General features: G+C 63.0%; 14 protein-coding genes and 1 pseudogene. 11 read left to right on the top strand and 4 right to left on the bottom strand.

Features of this window, described 5'->3' with window-relative positions:
• The first annotated feature begins 57 nt into the window (after positions 1–57).
• The gene (locus XM1_RS13890) at positions 58–789 is read left to right on the top strand and encodes an ABC transporter substrate-binding protein (RefSeq protein WP_082700530.1); all 732 of its coding nucleotides are present in this window, start codon (positions 58–60) and stop codon (positions 787–789) included.
• Positions 786–2,657 (top strand): ATP-binding protein, encoded by a 1,872-nt coding sequence (locus XM1_RS13885; protein ID WP_068434375.1) that lies wholly within the window; start codon positions 786–788, stop codon positions 2,655–2,657. The genes XM1_RS13890 and XM1_RS13885 overlap by 4 nt, the downstream gene beginning before the upstream one ends.
• Before the next feature lie 56 nt (positions 2,658–2,713).
• On the opposite strand, the gene cysC is transcribed toward XM1_RS13885, so the two are convergent.
• Genes cysC through XM1_RS13865 form a run of 4 tightly spaced genes read right to left on the bottom strand, consistent with a single transcriptional unit; the run spans position 2,714 to position 8,281 of the window.
• Positions 2,714–4,639 (bottom strand): adenylyl-sulfate kinase, encoded by a 1,926-nt coding sequence (gene cysC, locus XM1_RS13880; RefSeq protein WP_068434373.1) that lies wholly within the window; start codon positions 4,637–4,639, stop codon positions 2,714–2,716.
• 19 nt (positions 4,640–4,658) lie between these two features.
• Entirely contained in the window at positions 4,659–5,459 is an 801-nt protein-coding gene (gene cysD / locus XM1_RS13875; RefSeq protein WP_068437830.1) for a sulfate adenylyltransferase subunit CysD, read from the bottom strand.
• 42 nt (positions 5,460–5,501) lie between these two features.
• Positions 5,502–6,185, bottom strand: coding sequence for a phosphoadenylyl-sulfate reductase (locus XM1_RS13870; RefSeq protein WP_068434371.1), 684 nt, complete (start codon positions 6,183–6,185; stop codon positions 5,502–5,504).
• Positions 6,185–8,281: a nitrite/sulfite reductase gene (locus XM1_RS13865; RefSeq protein ID WP_068434368.1), complete on the bottom strand. Its 2,097-nt coding sequence runs from the start codon at positions 8,279–8,281 to the stop codon at positions 6,185–6,187. The genes XM1_RS13870 and XM1_RS13865 overlap by 1 nt, the downstream gene beginning before the upstream one ends.
• Before the next feature lie 152 nt (positions 8,282–8,433).
• Here XM1_RS13865 and XM1_RS13860 point away from each other — a divergent pair, with 152 nt between their 5' ends.
• The 9 genes and pseudogenes from XM1_RS13860 to XM1_RS24165 all read left to right on the top strand — a co-directional run bounded on the left by XM1_RS13860 (position 8,434) and on the right by XM1_RS24165 (position 17,875).
• The gene (locus XM1_RS13860) at positions 8,434–8,868 is read left to right on the top strand and encodes a rhodanese-like domain-containing protein (protein WP_068434366.1); all 435 of its coding nucleotides are present in this window, start codon (positions 8,434–8,436) and stop codon (positions 8,866–8,868) included.
• Between the two features lie 139 nt (positions 8,869–9,007).
• Entirely contained in the window at positions 9,008–10,621 is a 1,614-nt protein-coding gene (locus tag XM1_RS13855; RefSeq protein ID WP_172821927.1) for a murein L,D-transpeptidase, read from the top strand.
• A 127-nt stretch (positions 10,622–10,748) separates the two neighbouring features.
• A complete protein-coding gene (locus XM1_RS13850; RefSeq protein WP_068434364.1) occupies positions 10,749–11,297 on the top strand; it encodes a DUF882 domain-containing protein in 549 nt (182 codons plus the stop codon).
• Positions 11,298–11,680: 383 nt separating this feature from the next.
• Positions 11,681–12,262 carry a TnsA endonuclease N-terminal domain-containing protein gene (locus tag XM1_RS13845; RefSeq protein WP_068434362.1) on the top strand — a complete coding sequence of 194 codons (582 nt, stop codon included), beginning with the start codon at positions 11,681–11,683 and terminating at the stop codon, positions 12,260–12,262.
• Entirely contained in the window at positions 12,259–14,337 is a 2,079-nt protein-coding gene (locus XM1_RS13840) for a Mu transposase C-terminal domain-containing protein (RefSeq protein WP_068434358.1), read from the top strand. Before XM1_RS13845 ends, XM1_RS13840 begins: the two co-directional genes overlap by 4 nt.
• The gene (locus XM1_RS13835; RefSeq protein ID WP_068434357.1) at positions 14,337–15,254 is read left to right on the top strand and encodes a TniB family NTP-binding protein; all 918 of its coding nucleotides are present in this window, start codon (positions 14,337–14,339) and stop codon (positions 15,252–15,254) included. Before XM1_RS13840 ends, XM1_RS13835 begins: the two co-directional genes overlap by 1 nt.
• An 11-nt stretch (positions 15,255–15,265) precedes the next feature.
• Complete coding sequence (locus XM1_RS25310; protein ID WP_082700528.1) at positions 15,266–15,775, top strand: TniQ family protein; 510 nt, start codon at positions 15,266–15,268, stop codon at positions 15,773–15,775.
• Between the two features lie 4 nt (positions 15,776–15,779).
• Positions 15,780–16,651, top strand: a pseudogene (locus XM1_RS23495) (IS5 family transposase).
• A 75-nt stretch (positions 16,652–16,726) separates the two neighbouring features.
• Positions 16,727–17,875, top strand: coding sequence for a helix-turn-helix domain-containing protein (locus XM1_RS24165; RefSeq protein WP_156428740.1), 1,149 nt, complete (start codon positions 16,727–16,729; stop codon positions 17,873–17,875).
• The last annotated feature ends 60 nt before the right edge of the window (positions 17,876–17,935 follow it).

Below are 17,935 nucleotides of genomic sequence, written 5' to 3'. Positions count from 1 at the left end.
GGAATCTGAGAGGGGGACGTGTTGACACGTTTTACCGAAGGCATTGGGCGAGCCGCAATGGCGGTCTTGATCGCGACGGGGCTGGCGCTTGCCCCATCGGCGCGGGCCGACGACGCCTTGCGCTTCTCCACCGGCATGATCGCGCCCTGGACCAACGCGGCCGGCACGGGTTTCCACCAGCGCCTCATCCGCGATGTGGCCGGTGAGTTGGGCCGCTCGGCCGAACTAGAGGTCATCGCGGCCTCGTCGCGGGCGCTCAAGCTGGCCGATGACGGGATCATCGACGGGCTGGCGGGACGGGTGGCGGGACTGGACAAGGAATATTCCAACCTGGTCGCCGTTCCCGAACGGATGTTCGTCAACGATTTCGTGGCCTGCACGTCGCCCGGCGGCAGGCCTCCCGCCGATTGGGCCGCCGTGGCGCCGTTTTCCGTCGCCTATGTCATCGGCTGGCAGATTTTCGAACACAACCTGCCGCGGGTGCGCGAACTGACCACCGTCAAGGATTCCGCCCAGTTGCTCGGCCTGCTCAAGGCCGGACGGGTGGAGTTGATCCTGCACGAACGCTGGCAGATCCTGTGGCTGGCCCGCGAGGCCGGCATCCCGCTGGTCTGCGCCGAGCCGCCGCTGGCCAGGGTGCCCATGTTCATCTACCTGCACCGGCGCCATGCCGGCTTGGCCCCGGCCGTCGCCGATATTCTGCGCCGGATGAAGAAGGACGGATCATACGACGCCATCGCGCGCCAGGCTTTCGGCGGCCTGGGCCCCTCGGTGACGGAGGTCAAATGACCTTCATATCCTCCCTCGCCAGGAAAAACAGCGTCGCCCACCGGCTGATCATCCGCCTGGGCGGCGTGGGATTGGCCCTGGCCATCGCCATGGCCACGGGCCTGGTCGCCGCCGACTACCACATCACCACCCACCGGACGGAAGAGCGCTTCCAGCAGATCGAGGCGGGCTATCTGGCCAGCGTGGCGGAGAACGTCTGGCTGCAGGACGGCGAACGGCTGGCGCAGCTGGTGGCCGGCATCGGCCAGTTTCCCTATGTCCAGCAGGTCCGTGTCACCGACGAGGCCGGAATCGTCCTGGCACAGAGCGGCAGCCGCGAGGATGCCGACGAAATCGTGAAATCCTTTCCCCTCGCCCGTTTCTATTCGGGGCGCGAACTGAATATCGGCCGCCTGGACGTCTCGGTGAGCAAGCCCAGGATGCTCACCCCGGTGTATCACCGGGCCGGATTGCTGTTTCTGGCCAACCTCGCCCTGATGGCCGGCATCCTGGCCACCCTGTACTGGCAGGTCTACCGGCTGATCGCCCAGCCCCTGGCCCATATGGTCGCCCATGTGCGCCACACCAATCTCGACGAGACCGACTGGGAGGCGCCCCCGGACAATCTCCATGACGAGCTGAACGACCTGGCGACAGCCTATGCCGAGATGCGCCGCGCCCTCGAGCGGGGCTACCACACGCTTCAGGCGCGCGAGGAGCATCTGCGGCTCCTGTTCGACAATTCCCCGGTCTCGCTGTGGGAAGAGGACTTCTCCGAGGTGAAGAAGGCGATCGAGTCCCTCCACGGCGTGATCGGCGGCGGGCTGGACGGCCATCTCGCGCACCATCCGGATTTCGTCGACCGCTGCGCCGCCCTGGTCAAGGTGATCAACGTCAACGCCGCCACCCTGGCCCTGCACAACGCGCCAAGCACGGCCGCCCTGCTCGGCAATCTGGAGAAGACCTTCACCCTGGCGTCGCGCCAGGCCTTCGCCCGCCAGCTCGTGGCGATCTGGAACGGCGAGACGCAGCTCTCGGTGGAAGGCGAGGTCAAGACCCTGGACGGCAAGCCAAGGGTGGTGGTGGTCCATTGGCGCGTCACCCCCGGTCACGAAGAGCGCCTGGACCGGGTCCTGGTGGCCCTGGAGAACGTCACCGAACGCAAGGCGGCCGAGCAGGCCCTGGCGGCCTCCCTGGAAAAGCTGATCAGCACCAATCACGATCTGGAACGGATGACCGAGATCGCCGCCCACGACCTGCAGGAACCGGTGCGCGGCATCGTCAGCTTCAGCCAGTTGCTGGAGCGCCGCATCGGCTCCACCCTGGACGGAGAAACCCGCGACCTGCTCGCCTATCTCAGGGCGGCGGGGCACAGGATGCAGGATCAGGTCCGCGGCCTGCTGGCCTACGCCCAGACGGCCCCGCTGGGCATGACCGTCGAGCCGGTCGGCCTGGAGGACGGCCTGTGCCGGGCGCTGGAGGAATTGCAGGGCGAGATCGGACGCCGTTCCGCCTCGGTCAAGGCCGGACCGCTGCCCCGGGTCTTGGCGAACACCCACCTGCTGGGCGATCTGTTCACCCGGCTGATCGACAACGGCCTGAAATTCACCCGCAGCGAATCCAACCCCAGGATCGAAATCGCCGCCAGCGTCGATGGCGACATGGTCACCGTGGCGGTGGCCGACCACGGCATCGGCATCCTGCCGTCCTATGCCGACGACGTGTTCCAGGTGTTCCGCCGTCTCCACGGCCCGGAGCAATATCCCGGCATCGGCATCGGACTGGCCATCTGCCGCAAGATCGTCGAGCGCCTGGGCGGACGCATCTGGATCGACACCACGGTCACCGAGGGCTGCACCATCCGCTTCACCCTGCCGAAGGCGCCATAGGAAAAGGGCGCCGCCCTTAAAGGCGACGCCCTTTGTCCGTTCCCGGAAAGAAAGGCTTACAGCCCCCAGCCGTTGGCCTGTTCGCGGGCCGAGAGCGAGAAGGCGTTCTCGATGTAGCGCAGCAGGTCGGCCACGCTTTCGTCCACGCTCTTGCCCTCGGTGGCAAGGGTCAGCTCCGGCAGGGCCGGCGCCTCGTAGGCCGAGCCGATGCCGGTGAAGTAGCTGATCTCGCCGGCGCGGGCCTTCTTGTACAGGCCCTTGGGATCGCGGCGCTCGCACTCGTCGAGGCCGGTGGCGACATGGATCTCGTGGAAGGCGTCGGGATTGATGGCGCGCACCTTCTCGCGGTCGGCGCGGAAGGGCGAGATGAACGAGGTCACCACCACCATGCCGGCCTCGGCGAACAGGTTGGCGGTCTCGCCCACCCGGCGGATGTTCTCGGCGCGGTCGGCGTCCGAAAAGCCCAGATCGCCGCACAGCCCGGTGCGGACGTTGTCGCCGTCCAGCACGGTGACCTGCCAGCCCTTGAGGAACAGCTGGCGCTCCACCTCCATGGCGATGGTCGACTTGCCGGCACCCGACAGGCCGGTCAGCCAAACCACGCCGCCGCGATGGCCGTTGGCGATGGCGCGGGTCTCGGCATCCACCTTGTGGGGCACCTCGGTGACGTGGGTCGAGCGCGACCGCGCCTCGCCCGCCGGGGTCTCGGCGATGACGCCGCCGCCGACGATGTCGTAGCCCTCGACCAGCACGAAGCGGCCCAGGCGGGGATTGTCGATGAACGAGTCATGGGCGATGGGCGACTTGGCGCGGAACACCACCTCGGCGACGGCGTTGCGCGCCACCTCGGTGCCCTGGTGGTTGGCCAGGTCTTCCACGTCGATGACCCGCTCGATGGCCACCACGTCCACCACGTGCTCGGCGGTGGCCAGCTTCAGCTTGTAGCGCGATCCCACCTTGAGCGGTCCTTTGCCCAGCCAGAAGACGCGGGCCTTGAGATCGTGGGACTGGTAGGGGGTGTGATGCTCCAGGCTGGCGACGTTGCCGCGCTCGACGAAGATCTGCTCGTCCAGGGTGATGCCCACCGACTGGCCGGCCCCGGCGGACACCGCCGCCAGGGTATTGCCCCAGGTCTCGATGGTGGCGATCTTGGCCATCTTGCCCGAGGGCGAGAACACCAGGGTGTCGCCCACCTTGAGACGGCCAGATTCGATGCGCCCGGCGATGATGCGGCGCTCGTCGAACTTGTAGACGTCCTGCACCGGCAGGCGCAGCGGCAGATCGGTCAGCGGCTTGGCCGGCTCGAACAGGTCGAGCGCGCCCAGCACGCTGGGGCCGGTGTACCAAGGAGTCTCGGCGGCCGTCTCGGCGATGTTGGCGCCCGAGCGGGCCGCCACCGGGACGACGTAGGTGGGTTCGACGCCGATGGAGTTGAGATAGGCGACGATCTCGGCCTTGACCTCCTCGAAGCGGCTTTCCGAGAAATCCACCAGATCCATCTTGTTGACCGCCACGGCGATCTGGCGCAGGCCCAAGAGGTGCAGCAGGTAGCCGTGGCGGCGCGACTGCTCCTGCACGCCCTCGTGGGCGTCGATGACCAGCACGGCGGCCTCGGCCGAGGCCGCGCCCGACACCATGTTCTTCAGGAATTCCTTGTGGCCGGGGGCGTCGATGATGACGTAGGGCCGGTGCGCGGTCTTGAAGCGGATCTGGGCGGTGTCGATGGTGATACCCTGGTCGCGCTCGGCCTGCAGCGCGTCCATGACGAAGGCCCATTCGAAGGGCATGCCGCGCTTGTCGCAGACTTCGCGGAGATACTCGACCTTGCCCTCGGGGAGCGCGCCGGTCTCGTTGAGGATACGGCCCACCAGGGTGGACTTGCCGTGGTCCACGTGGCCGACCACGACGATCTTCATGGGGGAAGCGCTGTGGGACACGGAGACCTCGGGGCTGACCTTAAGGGCGGTTGCGGTGTTGCTCATGATTATGCTGTCCCCTCGCTCACATATAGCCGCCGGCGCGCAGACGCTCGAAGGCGTCCTCGGATTCCTTGTCCTGGGCGCGGCCCGAACGCTCGGAAATCTTGGTGGTCTCCAGTTCCTCGATGATCTCGGCCACGGTGGTGGCGGTGGACGCCACCGAACCGGTGCAGGGCGCGCAGCCCAAGGACCGGTAACGTCGCCCGCCCTTGGCGAAGTAGAGATCGACCATGGGGATGTCCTCGCGCTCGATATAGCGCCACACGTCCAGCTCGGACCACGCCAGCAGCGGATGGATGCGCAGATGGGTGCCCGGCGCGAAATCGGTCTTGAACTGGTCCCAGAACTCGGGCGGCTGGTCCTTGAAGTCCCACTCGGCCGACTGGTTGCGCGGAGAGAAGACGCGTTCCTTGGCCCGGGTGCCTTCCTCGTCGCGGCGGATGCCGGCGATGACGCCGGTGAAGCCGTGCTTGGCCAGCAGGGCCTTCAGCCCCTCGGTCTTCAAGGCGGTGCAACACTCGACGCGGCCCTTGTGGGGGCCCATGCCGGCGGCGAGAGCCTCGGTGTTCTCGCCGACGATCAGCGGCAGGTTCCATTCCTTGGCCACCCGGTCGCGGAACTCGATCATCTCGGGGATCTTGTTGTGGGTGTCCACGTGCAGCACGGGAAACGGCACGTGGCCGAAGAAGGCCTTGCGGGCCAGCCACAGCATGACGTTGGAATCCTTGCCGATCGACCACAGCATGGCGATCTTGTCGAGGCGGTTGAAGGCCTCGCGCAGGATGTAGATGGATTGGCTCTCCAAGGCGTCGAGATCGTTCATGATCATCTCTTGTTTGTCTTTCCGCGTTCAGGTCACCGGGCCCTAACGGCCCAATGGCTTGGTATGAATGCCGCACTCGCTCTTGCCCTTGCCGGCCCAGCGCCCGGCGCGGGGCGACTGGCCGGGCTCCACCGGTCGGGTGCAGGGCCAGCAGCCGATGGAGCGGTAGTTCTGCGCCACCAGGGGATGGCGCGGCAGGTTATGCGTGATGAAATGAGCCTCGATGGCCTCGGCGCTCCAGGTGGCCAGCGGGCTGACTTTCAGCACGCCGCCGCCGTCCGACAGGGTGGCGAGGTTTTCCCGCTCTGCGCCGTGGGCCCTTTTGCGGCCGTCCACCAGGGCGTCGTAGCCGGTCACGGCGCGGGCCAGGGGCCGCACCTTGCGCAGTTCGCAGCAGCGGTCCTCGTCGGTCCGCCACAGATCGGCCGCTTCCTTCAGTTCTTCGTCGCGGGGACGCACCACCACCACATTGGAAAGGCCCAGGCGGCGCTCCAGCTGATAGCGGTACTCGATGGTCTCGTCGAACAGCTCGTCGGTATCGAGGAAGATCACCGGGGTCGCGGGGTCCACCCCTGCCACCAGATCGAGCAGCACCGCCGATTCCGCCCCGAAGGACGAGGTCACGGCGACGCGCCCGGCCAGTTCGCCCCCGATCAGGGCGGCAAGCAGATCCTTGCCGTCCAGATGGCCGTACGTGGCGATCAGATGGGCGACGTCCAGCGACATCAGGCGACCACCGCCAGGATCGAGGCCAGGTCGCCCACCTCGGCCACCACCGGCGCCTTGGGCTTGGTGATCAGCACGCCGACGGTGTCGATGAAGTAGGCCACCGCCTCGCGATAGGTGTCGGCCTCGCCGGTGACCAGGGCGGAAGTACGCTCGGCCAGCACCGATTCGAAGGCGTTGACGGCTTCGATGGTCGCCGCCGGCGACGAGCGGAACAGGGCGAACACGCCTTCCGCGTCCTGGTCGTCCTCGGTGGTCACGCCGTGGCCGGCCAGCAGCAGGCGCAGCGCGTAGACGGTGGCTTCCTCGCCCGCCTTCAGGGCCTCGGGCCAGCGGCCGGTGGCCAAGAAGCGGTCCAGGTTGATCAGCCCGTCATCGGCCAAGTCGGTGTAGTAGGTGGTGCTGACCTGGGGCGCGGCGCACTCGCCCTTGGCCTTGGGCGGGCCGACGAAGACGTCGGCATCGCCCCAATCGGTGAACAGGTCGTCGCCCTCGCCCGCCGCCAGCGGGGCCAGGATGGCGTTGATTCCGTCCTTGCCCAGGCGCTCGGCCCAGGCCCGCACAGTCTCGCCCCTGGCGCGGGCGGCCCTGATCTCCGGACGCAGCAGGGCCACCGCCTGGTTGGCGAGGCGGGCCGGAACGATGGGGCCTTCCAGACCCACTTGGCCGGCATAGGCGTCGCCGCCGAAATGCAGCTGATAATGGGGAGCGGGCTTGCCGTCGATCTTCTTGCCCATGCCGTGCAGGCCGATATCGGCCACGTGGTGCAGGCCGCAGGAATTCTGGCAGCCCGACACATGCACCGAAACGCCCTTGGCATCGGCGACGCCCGAGTTCAGGGAAAGCTGCGCTTCCTTCTCCACCTGGATGCCGAAGCTCTGGGAATTGGTGATGCCGATGCGGCAGGTGGTGGTGCCGGGGCACGACACCACGTCGGGCACGTCCTCGGCCGCCTCGGGGATGTCGAAGCCGAGCGCGCGGACCCGGGCGGTCACCTCGGCGACCTTGTCGGGGGCCACGTCGATGAAGGCCAGCTTCTGGTCGCGGGTGGTGGACAGGCGGCTGATTCCGGCCGAGACGGCGATGTCGTAAAGGGCGTCCAGCTGGTCCGAGTCGACGATGCCGAGCGGAATGTAGACCACCAGCGCCACCTTGCCGTCATGGCCGGGCACCACGCCGGCCGGCGTGCGGGCCACCGGGGCCTCGACCGGCTTGCGCCAGGCCAGCGGCTGCCAGGGGCGCTGCGGCAGGTTCTTCAGACGCTCGAACTCTTCCCTAAACAGGGTGGTGAACTTCTCGGCCCCGAAGCGCTTCAGCACGAATTTGAGGCGGGCCATGGCGCGGTCGCGGCGGTTGGAATAGCGCTGGTGCAGGCGGGCGGTGGCTTCGATGACCGTGGGCAGGTCCTCCTCGGACACGAAGGACAGGACCTCGACCGCCATGATCGGCTGGCCGCCCAGGCCGCCGCCGGCCAGGACCTTGAAGCCCTTCTTGCCCCCCTGCTCCACCGCGATGAAGCCCAGGTCGTGGATGGGCGAAGCGCCGCAATCGGTGGCGCAGCCCGACACGGTGAACTTCATCTTGCGCGGCATGTGCTGGACCAGGGGGTGGCGCAGCCAGGTGCGCGCCAGCTGGTCGGCCACCTTGCCGGCGTCCACCAGTTCGCGGCCGCAGGCGCCGGCCAGGGCGCACGAGGTCATGTTGCGCAGCGTGTTGCCGCAGGCCTCGCGGGTGGTGATGCCGCCGGCGTTGAGCACGTCCAGCATGTCGGCGGTGCGCTCCAGCGGCACGTAGTACAGCTGGAAGTCCTGCCGGGTGGTGATGTGGGCCGGGCCCTTGGCGAAGCGGCGATTGACGTCGGCCAGGGTCTTCAGCCAGGGCGTCGGCACCACGCCGCCGGGGATCTTGATGCGGACCATCTGGACGCCGGCCTGCTTCTGGCCATAGACGCCGTAGCGCAGACGGAAGGCGGTGAAGCGCTCCGCATCCCACTCGCCGCTCTGGTGGCGCTGCAGGGCCTGCCGGTATTCCGCCAGATCCGAGGAGCGAACCAGCGGCTCGATGGCGGAAAGATCGGCGTGGGTAGCGTCCTTCATGACAGGCCCTCTTGCTATTTAACACTAAACATGATGTTCATCGCTCACAAACTACGATGTACCCCACATTTCACACCGTGGTCAACATTTTTCTGTGTACATTAGCTCTATTATGCACTAGCTTTTATGTAGTTTTGTTTCTGGAGCCCGCCATGACCACGTCCCCCACCCTCGGCTACGCCGGGGAAATCACCCCCTCCGACGCCTGGGAACGCCTTGCTTCCGACCCCTCGGCCAAGATCATCGACGTCCGCACCCAGGCGGAATGGTCCTTCGTCGGCGTCCCCGATCTGTCGCCCGTGGGCAAGCAGGTCCTGCTGGTCTCGTGGCAGGTCTTCCCCACCATGGTCCGCAACGACGCCTTCGCCGCCCAGATCGAAGCCCATGGGGTGAAGAAGGACGACACCTTGCTGCTGCTGTGCCGCTCGGGCGTGCGCTCGCGCGCGGCGGCCGAATTGCTGACCCAGTTGGGCTACAGCGCCGCCTGGAACATCACCGACGGTTTCGAGGGGCCGCACGATTCCGCCAAGCACCGCGGCCTGACCGCGGGCTGGAAGGCGTCCGGCCTGCCCTGGGCCCAGGGCTGACGAGTTGTGACAAATCCGGGCGCCGCCGCTGTTGCCCGTTGACACCCGGACGGATTGGATCGATATCGAGTCATGTGGGAGGGCTTTCGTCCCTCCCCTAACGATGTAGTCCGCCCGCAATCCGGGCTAGAGGTCATAAGTGCTGTCGTCGCGCCCGCTGCTTTTCTCCTTGACCATGGGTCTGGCCATCCTCGGCTGGGAAACGGGCGCGCAGGCCCAATCCTCGGCCGAAACCCAGCGGCGCATCGAAGCGGCCATCGCGTCCGCCCCGCTGGCCGAACCCGCCCCGGAAGGCAAGGCGTTGCGCGACTTCTATCGCGGACGGCAGGGGCAGCCCGCCTGGACCGCCGCGACCGCCGAATCCCTGCTGCGCGAAGCCCGCGCCCTGGCCGCCGCCCAGGGGCTCGACCCCACCACCTACGCCATGCCGACGCCCCCGCCGGGTGACCAGGACGGCGACGTCCTGGTCAGCGCCACGCTGCTGCGTTTCGGGCGCGATCTGGCCATCGGCAGCGTGCTGCCCGCCCGCAACGTGGGCGGCTTCGGCGCCGAGACGCGGGGCGAATTCGACGGCGTGCGTTTCCTCAAGGCGCTGGCCGACGGCAAGCCCCTGGCCGAGCAGATCGAGGCGGCCTCGCCCCACTACGTCGGCTATGCCCGCCTGCGCGAAGGGCTGGAAAAGGCCCGCGCCATGGCGGCAGCCGGCGGCTGGCCCGCCCTGCCGGCCGGCGACAAGCTGGTCCCCGGCGAAACCGACGAGCGCGTTCCGGTGCTGCGCCGCCGCCTGATCGCCTCGGGCGATTTGGCCGAGGGCTTCGCCGAGGGTAAGACCTACGACGGCCCGCTGGTCGAAGCGGTGAAGCGCTTCCAGGCCCGCCATGGCCTCGACCCCGACGGCACCATCGGCGGCAAGACCCTGGCCCATCTCAACGTGCCCGCCGACGCCCGCGCCCGGCAGATCGCCGCCAATCTGGAACGCTGGCGCTGGATGCCCCGCTCGTTCGGGCGTCACCACATCGCCGTCAACATCGCCGCCCAGCAGATGGAAGTGGTGGACGACGGCAATGTCGTCATGTCCATGCGGGTGGTGGTCGGCGACGTCAAGCACCCCACCCCCAGCATGAACACCACCGTAAGCTCGGTGGTGCTCAACCCCGCCTGGCGGGTGCCCAGTTCCATCGCCAACAAGGAAATCCTGCCCAAGCTGCGCAAGGATCCCAATTATCTGGCCACCAGCAACCTGCAGATCGTCGATTTCCCCGAGGACGCCACCGGCACGGCGGGCGACGGCATCGACTGGAACGCCATCGGCAAGAAGTTCCCCTATCGCCTGCGCCAGCCGCCCGGCCCCGACAACGCGCTGGGCCAGTTGAAGTTCAACCTGACCGATTCCGACGACATCTACATGCACGACACCAACAACCGGAGGGTCTTCGGGCGCTCGTACCGGGCCCTGTCGCATGGCTGCGTACGTCTGGAGCGCCCCGTCGACCTGGGCGAATTGCTGTTGGGCTCGCGCTGGCAGGGCAAGTTGTCCGAGAACCTCGCCGCCAACAAGTCCACCCGCACCCTGATGCTGGAACGGACGACGCCGGTCTACATGATGTACTGGACCGCCTGGGCCGACGAGAGCGGCAATCTTCACTTCCGCGACGATCTCTACGGCCACGACCGCCGCCTGATGACCGCGCTGGACCGCGCCCGCGCCCCGGTGCCGCGCTCCGTGACCGGACGCACCGCCGGCGCCTCCTGACCGCCCCATACCGACCGCACCTACCCGCGGGTGGGGCCAAGGGGTAGTTGACTCCTGCCCGCCCGGAAATGGTAATAAGGTCCCCGCCCGAGGGGGAGAGCCTCGGGAAAAAGAGGACGGAGGGGGAATGTTCGATAAGGCGAAGAGCCGACGTGGCTTCCTTGGGCTCGGTCTGAGCGCGGCAGCCACCCTGGTGGTCAGCAACCCGGTCGAGGCCGCTGTCCGCCGCATGCCCGAACGCCATATCCACCTCTACAACACCCATACCGGCGAAACCTTGAAGTCCGTGTACTGGGCCGAAGGCCACTACCAGACCAAGTCCATCGCCCAGATCAGCCGCTTCCTGCGCGATCACCGCAACAACCAGGTCCACCCCATGGACCCCAAGCTGCTGGACATGATGAATTCGGTCCAGCGCAAGATGGGGGCCAAGGGCCCGATCCACATCATCTGCGGCTACCGTTCGCCGGCCACCAACGCCATCATGGCCTCGCTCAGCGACGGCGTCGCCACCCAGTCCCTGCACACCCAGGGCAAGGCCGTCGACATCCGCCTGCCCGGCCACGCCACCCGCCACGTGGGCAAGGCCGCCCTGTCGCTGAAGGCCGGCGGCGTCGGCATCTACCCGGCCTCGGATTTCGTCCACATCGACACCGGCCGCGTGCGGACCTGGTAGGACGGGGATGCGGCCGAGGCGGCCGCGCTCCTGGACGTTACGGAGCGCGTGTAGGCTGCACCATAAGCTGAAACCATTGTAGCCATAAGGTGTTACTAGCGCCTTCCCGCCCCCTATTTCCCCCTCCCATCCCAGTTCCAGTAACACCTTATGCTTCAAAATGGCCGCTTTGGGGCCCGGAATCCGGTGCAGAATCCGCTTTTTGAACCATAAGCTGTTACTAGCCGACACGCCCTAAGGCTGTTATCGTCGACCGCAGTGAAACCTGTTGTCGAAACACCATGCTGCGAAAGCCGTTTGTTCCTGGGCGCCCTGTCCGCAATGTGGTGACACGTTGCAGTGTGCGGGTAACTGGTCGCTTTGCGAGCCGGAAAATGGGGTGGATGATCCCCTGGGAAAGCCAGATCGAGCGGGATTTCATCCTGCTGGCTGAGGTCGATCCTACCGTCATCGCCATCCATGCTCAGCCTTTCCAGGTCGAATACGGCTTCGCTGGCGGGCTCCATCACTACACGCCAGACTTTCTGCTGGAGACCATCGATGGCACCGAGGTACACGAGGTGAAACCCGATGAGGACCTAGCCGATGAGGAGTTGCAGAAGCGGCTTCGCAAAGTCGGAGCGGTCATTGAGCAGATGGGACACAATTTCCTCATCGACGCCGAGAGCTTCATCCGGACTGAGCCCCGTCTGTCCAATGCCGCAGTGATCAACCGAGCAGCCAAGTTCGAATTGCCAGCACCAGCGCTGCCGAACATTCGGGAGATTCTGGAAAGCGTCCATACCATCAGCATTGGCGACTTAGCCGCCGGCCGAGTCGGCCGGCCGATCCCGGAGGCGACGGTCTTCGGCTTGGTCGGCCAGGGAAAGCTGCTCGCCGATCTCAACGAGCCGTTGGGCCCATCCACCATGGTCTACGTCTCAAACAATCCACCCGGCATCGTTACCGTAAAGGCACGCCAATGACCGCCATACGCCTGGCTCGTGGCGACACCCTGTTTCTGCAGGACCATCAGTACCGTGTGCTGGAGCGGCTGGCTGACGGTGCCATTCTGCTCGAGGCCATCGCCACCGGCGAGAAGCGGACGACGACTGACAACCAGTTGGCCGAAGCCCTGGTTGAGGGCGAGCTCCGTATCATTCCGACCGTTCCCAGCAAGGCATCACTGGAAGCCCTCCAGGAGGATTTCCATTCGCATCCCGATGATCTGAAGGAAGCGGCGCGGCGCCGGCGCCGCTATCTCGATGGCCTATTGAAGATGGGCATCGTCAAACTCAGCCACGGCCCCACTGAGGAGGCCATTCGGCGGCTGGCCGAGCAGTTCAACGATCCTAACCCACCAAGCTACCTGACCATTTGCCGCTGGAGGCGTCGTGCCGGTGAGAAGGCGGACCTCCGCCTACTCGTCGATAGAACCAAGGCCAAAGGGAACCGGTCGGACCGTCTTGGCAGCGACGTCCGAGCCATCATTGATGAATTACTTGCCGAACAGTATATGACGCCAGAGCGCCGGACGGTTGGCGAGATCCACTACCACCTGCGGGGAAGAATCAATCGCGAGAATCGGCTGCGCTCAGATACGGACCAGATGGCCTGCCCCTCGGTCAGGACCCTTTACAATCTGGTCAAAGACCTCGACCTGCGCGATGTCACTGAAGCCCGGCAAGGAAAGCGGGCGGCCAAGCTCGCCTTCGACGCCGTGCAGCCGCAGGCCAATGCGACGCACCCGTTGGCCGTGGTCGAAATGGACCACACCCACGTCGACCTCTTCTGCGTTGACGACGACACCTATCTGCCGCTGGGACGCCCCTACTTCACCGTCTGCGTTGATAAGTTCTCGCGCATGGTGACCGGCTTCTACCTCGGTTTTGAGCCGCCCTCGGTGCATTCGGTGATGCAGGCATTGCGCAACGCGATGCGGCCTAAGAGCTGGCTGAACGAGAAGTTCCCCGAGATCGAGAACGAGTGGCCGTGCCACGGCGTGCCGGACATGCTGTCGCTCGACCGCGGTATGGAATTCCTCGGCACCGACCTCGAGGATTTTTGTGCCTGCATGCACATCGATATCCGTCATTCTCCGGCCAAGCAGCCCTGGTACAAGGGCTCGGTCGAGCGGTTCTTCAAGACGCTCAACAAGACCTTCCTGCAACAGCAGCCAGGCACCACCTTCTCTAACATCCTCGAGCGAGACGACTACGACCCGGTCAAGAACGCGATCATCCCGTTCAGCACCCTGCAGGCGATCGTCCACAAGTGGGTCGTTGACGTTTTCAGCCGCAACAAGCACCGCGGGATCAACGACATCCCGGTGAACGCCTGGCTGCGCGGCTGTCAGGCATCACCGGTCCGCCAGGTCAGCCACATCTCGGAGCTCGACGCTCTGCTGGGGCGGGTGGATACCCGCAAGCTCCGGCGCACAGGAATCGAATTCGAGCACCTTCACTACGTCAGCGACGAGATCGTCGGCTGGCTGCAGGACCCGGCCTTCCACGAGGCAGCGCCGGACAAGATGGTCAAGATTAAATACGATCCATCCGACCTGGCGACCATCCGGGTGCGCGACCCACGGATCAACCGGTACGTTGTCATGCCAGTGGCTAAGGCAGAGACCAACTACGCCACGCATCTCACCATGTGGCAGCACAAGACGATCAGCACCTACGTCCGCAAGGTGCTCAATTCTGAGATCGATCTCGATGCCCTGGCACGGGCCCGGGAGGACATCTCAGCGATGGTGGCCGAGGCCATGGGTAAGAAGCGCAGCAAGATGCGGACGCGCAAGACGGCCGCTCGCTGGGTCGGTATCGGCCGCCATGAAGCGGGCAAGGAAGCTGAGATTGAGGCCGCCGTAGCGGAGAAGCCCAAGAGAGCGGTGGCGACGGCCAAGCCCAAGGCTCTACAGCCGCCAGCCAAACTGACGGTGCTGACTCGAGCGAAGCCCAGTGCGGCGTCGCCAGTACATGACGACGAGATCGATGACATTTACGCCGAAATGGGCATCAGCAAGCCTCATGGGCCTGCTCCGAGGGGGAAGAGGTGATGAGGCAGACGGATATCGCAACTACGGACTGGAGTAAGGTGCCTGCGAGGGATCGAAAGATGATCGTTGGTTCAGTCTATGTGCACCGGGATCTTGGAAACGCAATCCGTGCCCAGATTGATGAGAATCGAGAATCTGCCCCCCTGTTTCCCGAACCACACTGCATACTGCTGACTGGCGAATCGGGCTCCGGCAAGTCGTCCCTACTCAAGAGCTATCTGGCCGCGAATCCTCCGAGTCGAATAGATGGCGTGCTACGTCAGCCTGTGTTGCTGCTTGAACTGCCAGTGAAGGCCAACATGCTGGGCGCCGCAACAGTCATGCTAAGGGCGTTGAATGACCCAGGCTCCGAGATCGGTACTCTGGAGAAAAAAAGCGAGCGTGTGCGCATCCAACTGAAGTTGCAGAAGGTCGAGGTGGTGTTCGTCGATGAATTTCAGCACATCGTCGAGTCGTCCGGTGAGCGCACCTTGAACAAGGTTGGTGACTGGCTAAAGCAGCAGGCTAAGATGACAGGAATACCTTTCGTACTGTCCGGCCTTCCCAATTCAAGCGTAATCGTGGACGTTAATGCCCAGTTCGCCCGAATTTGTCCGTATCGTTATCACTTAGGGCCATTCAAATGGGACGATCAAGCCAATCGTAAGGCATTCAGACTATTTCTTGCCGAGGTGGACAAGCAATTGCCGTTCGACATGCTTACACGCTTGGCTGATGTGGACTTGGCCCAAAAGCTCCATTTAGCTAGCGAAGGTAGTGTCGGAAGACTGATGCTGCTGATTAGGAAGGCGGCTATGTGTGCTATTGATCGGGGTGCCGCATGTGTGGAGATGGAAGATTTGGCATTCGCCTTCGATAGGATTCTTGCTCCATTGTCGCCGCTGGATGAAAATCCTTTTTGGACGGAAGCAAGCTAAAGAACCTCCCCATGATCCTCCCCGGCACGCCCCCGCCCATTAAGGGAGAGAGTCTCAACGGCTATCTTCTCCGCCTCTCTGAATTGAATGGCTACGCCAACCTTCCCCAGCTTCTCAAAATCGCGGGCTACAAGGGCGCTCCATATTGGTACAAGCCAGGTATCGGAGATCGCATTGCAAGCCTAATTGGCATGTCGTCAGATGAATTCAAGGCAATGTCTTACGATCGCGGATCGAAGGCTTCCTCCCGTACAAAGGCGCAAATCTTTGGTCACGACGTTAGCTATACAATGCTCGATGTTACAAATCCAAAAATATGCCCCGCATGCGTAGTCGATAACGGGTATATTAAATCTGAATGGGACCTAACATCATTTATCGCATGCCCAGATCACCGAACAATACTTCTTTCAAGATGTCCACATTGCGAACGAAAACTATCTTGGCGGCGCCCAGGTCTCTTAACCTGCGCATGTCAGAGGCCGTCCGGAAGGTTCTTGAATCAGGTGAATCGGTTATGATTCCATGGGTCTCCAGAGAAATGCTGGGGGCGCCATGTGGACCAAGGACAACCGACGGCTCTATGAGCGGAGCGGACTTCGCTATCCAAGTGATCTGACGGATGAGGAATGGTCGCTGGTGGCGCCGCTGATCCCACCGGCAAAGCGCGGCGGGCGCCAGCGAACGGTGGATCTTCGTGAAGTGGTGAATGGGATCTTCTACGTGTTGATGACCGGTTGCCAGTGGCGAGCATTGCCCACGGACCTGCCGCCCAAAAGCACGGTGCATGAATATCTTGGGCTGTGGGAATGGGATGGCACGCTGGCACGCCTCCATCACGCCCTGTTCATCGAGGTGCGGGAACTCTCCGGCAAAGAAGCCAGCCCGACGGCGGCGATCATAGACAGCCAGAGCGTCAAGGGCGCGGAAAAAGGGGGGCGCGGATTGATCCATCGGGCTACGACGCTGGGAAGAAGGTCAAAGGCAAGAAGCGGCACATCGTCGTCGATACGCTTGGCTTGATCCTCGCGGCTCATGTCCAACCGGCCGATGTCCAGGATCGTGATGGCGGATTGCCGGTCCTCAAGGAGGTCCGGCGCCTCTTCCCCTTCATCGTTCGGGTGTTCGCTGATGGCGGCTACCAGGGGGCCGCCACCGCGGCAGCCGTCCGCGCACTCGGGGCGTGGCACCTGGAAATCGTCAAACGCTCCGACACCGCCAAGGGGTTCGAAGTTCTGCCAAAGCGGTGGATCGTTGAGCGCACCTTCGGGTGGCTGGGGCGTTGTCGCCGTCTCGCCAAGGACTTCGAGAATCTCGCCAGGATGGCGCTGGCGTTTCTTCGCCTCGCCATGATCCGCCTCATGCTGCGAAGGATAGCAAGACACCGGAAATCATAGGAAACTTCACGGACGGACTCTCAGGGCAGATGGGAGTCTGCGACAAGGCCAGAGGCTGATAGCGCAGTAGTTTCAATGATGGAACTAATAATATATAAGGCTGATATAAATAAATTACGCGCCCATAATACAGTTAAATTCTCACCACAGCTAGATGACGTCTCTTTTTCTAATATAATTGCGATGCTTGCATCATCAGGGCTTTGTTCATCAGGACTGACAGACGCAGGACTGAACGAATTTCACGCGATGCCCCACGAAAGACGATTTGAAATAATTTCATCTGGAATTAATATATTTATGGACTGGCCTGACAATTTATTTGACCTTCTCGATCGCATCCAAGGAATAAAACATGGCGCAGATATTGACTCTAAACCATGTGAAATTAGGAGAGAAATACTTTCATTTCGAGGAATGTTAGTTCACAGCGTTCGCAAGCCATCTGGACAACATATTCAGAGGGCAATAATTAGATGGAGAGATCGGCATTGGCCCGAAATTTCGGATATCACCAAGCGCCGAAGGGCGGAAATGCCTCGTGACAGGCGTGAACAGCTAGAATTGAAGGACGCAGGGGAGAAAGTTGGAATAGGCCCATCAGCAGCACGAAAAATTGGCCTGCAAGTCGGCCTGACCGACGAGGAGGCCACCTCCGTCAGATCAACACTAACCGAGCGTATTGGCCCCAAAGAAGCGGCAAGAAAACTTGGCGTATCAGTAAAGACCATCAGAAATCTTGCAAAGTCAGGGATAATTCAATTCGACGAAACCATGATCAATGACGGACGCCAGAATCGTACATGCTCTACATATGAAATTGATTTATTTGCAAAAAAACTATGCTCTCTCTCAATATCAGCAGATAGTCACACCAGTACGAATAACCTGCACAAGATATCAGATGCACTTCGCCTATTTAGCTGCGATGAATGGCCTGCCAATGAAATTATCAGGTCAATTTATGAAGGACAGATAACACTATACAGTAACTGCAAGACACGACCAGCGTCACTTGATCATCTTTATGTTGACCTTAGCGATGCAAGAGCGGCACTTTATAACTGGATTGAGAAAAACAATCCTGGATTTATTTCAATAAAAAATGCAGCTAGACTAGTGAACGAAAGCAGGGACAAGGTGCTAACCCAAGAATTAAATAGTAGCATTATCAGTATGATTGTGAGAATAGGCCCACGCAGATACAAATTGATTTCAATATAACCACAGTTAATAATTAAGTATTTAATTATTGCCGTTCACTGTGGCGGAAACCATTTCAGA

The sequence above is a fragment of the Magnetospirillum sp. XM-1 genome, from assembly GCF_001511835.1.
Lineage (GTDB): Bacteria > Pseudomonadota > Alphaproteobacteria > Rhodospirillales > Magnetospirillaceae > Phaeospirillum.
Note: the sequence above shows the minus strand (reverse complement) of the source record. Positions and strands in the feature narration are given on the sequence as shown.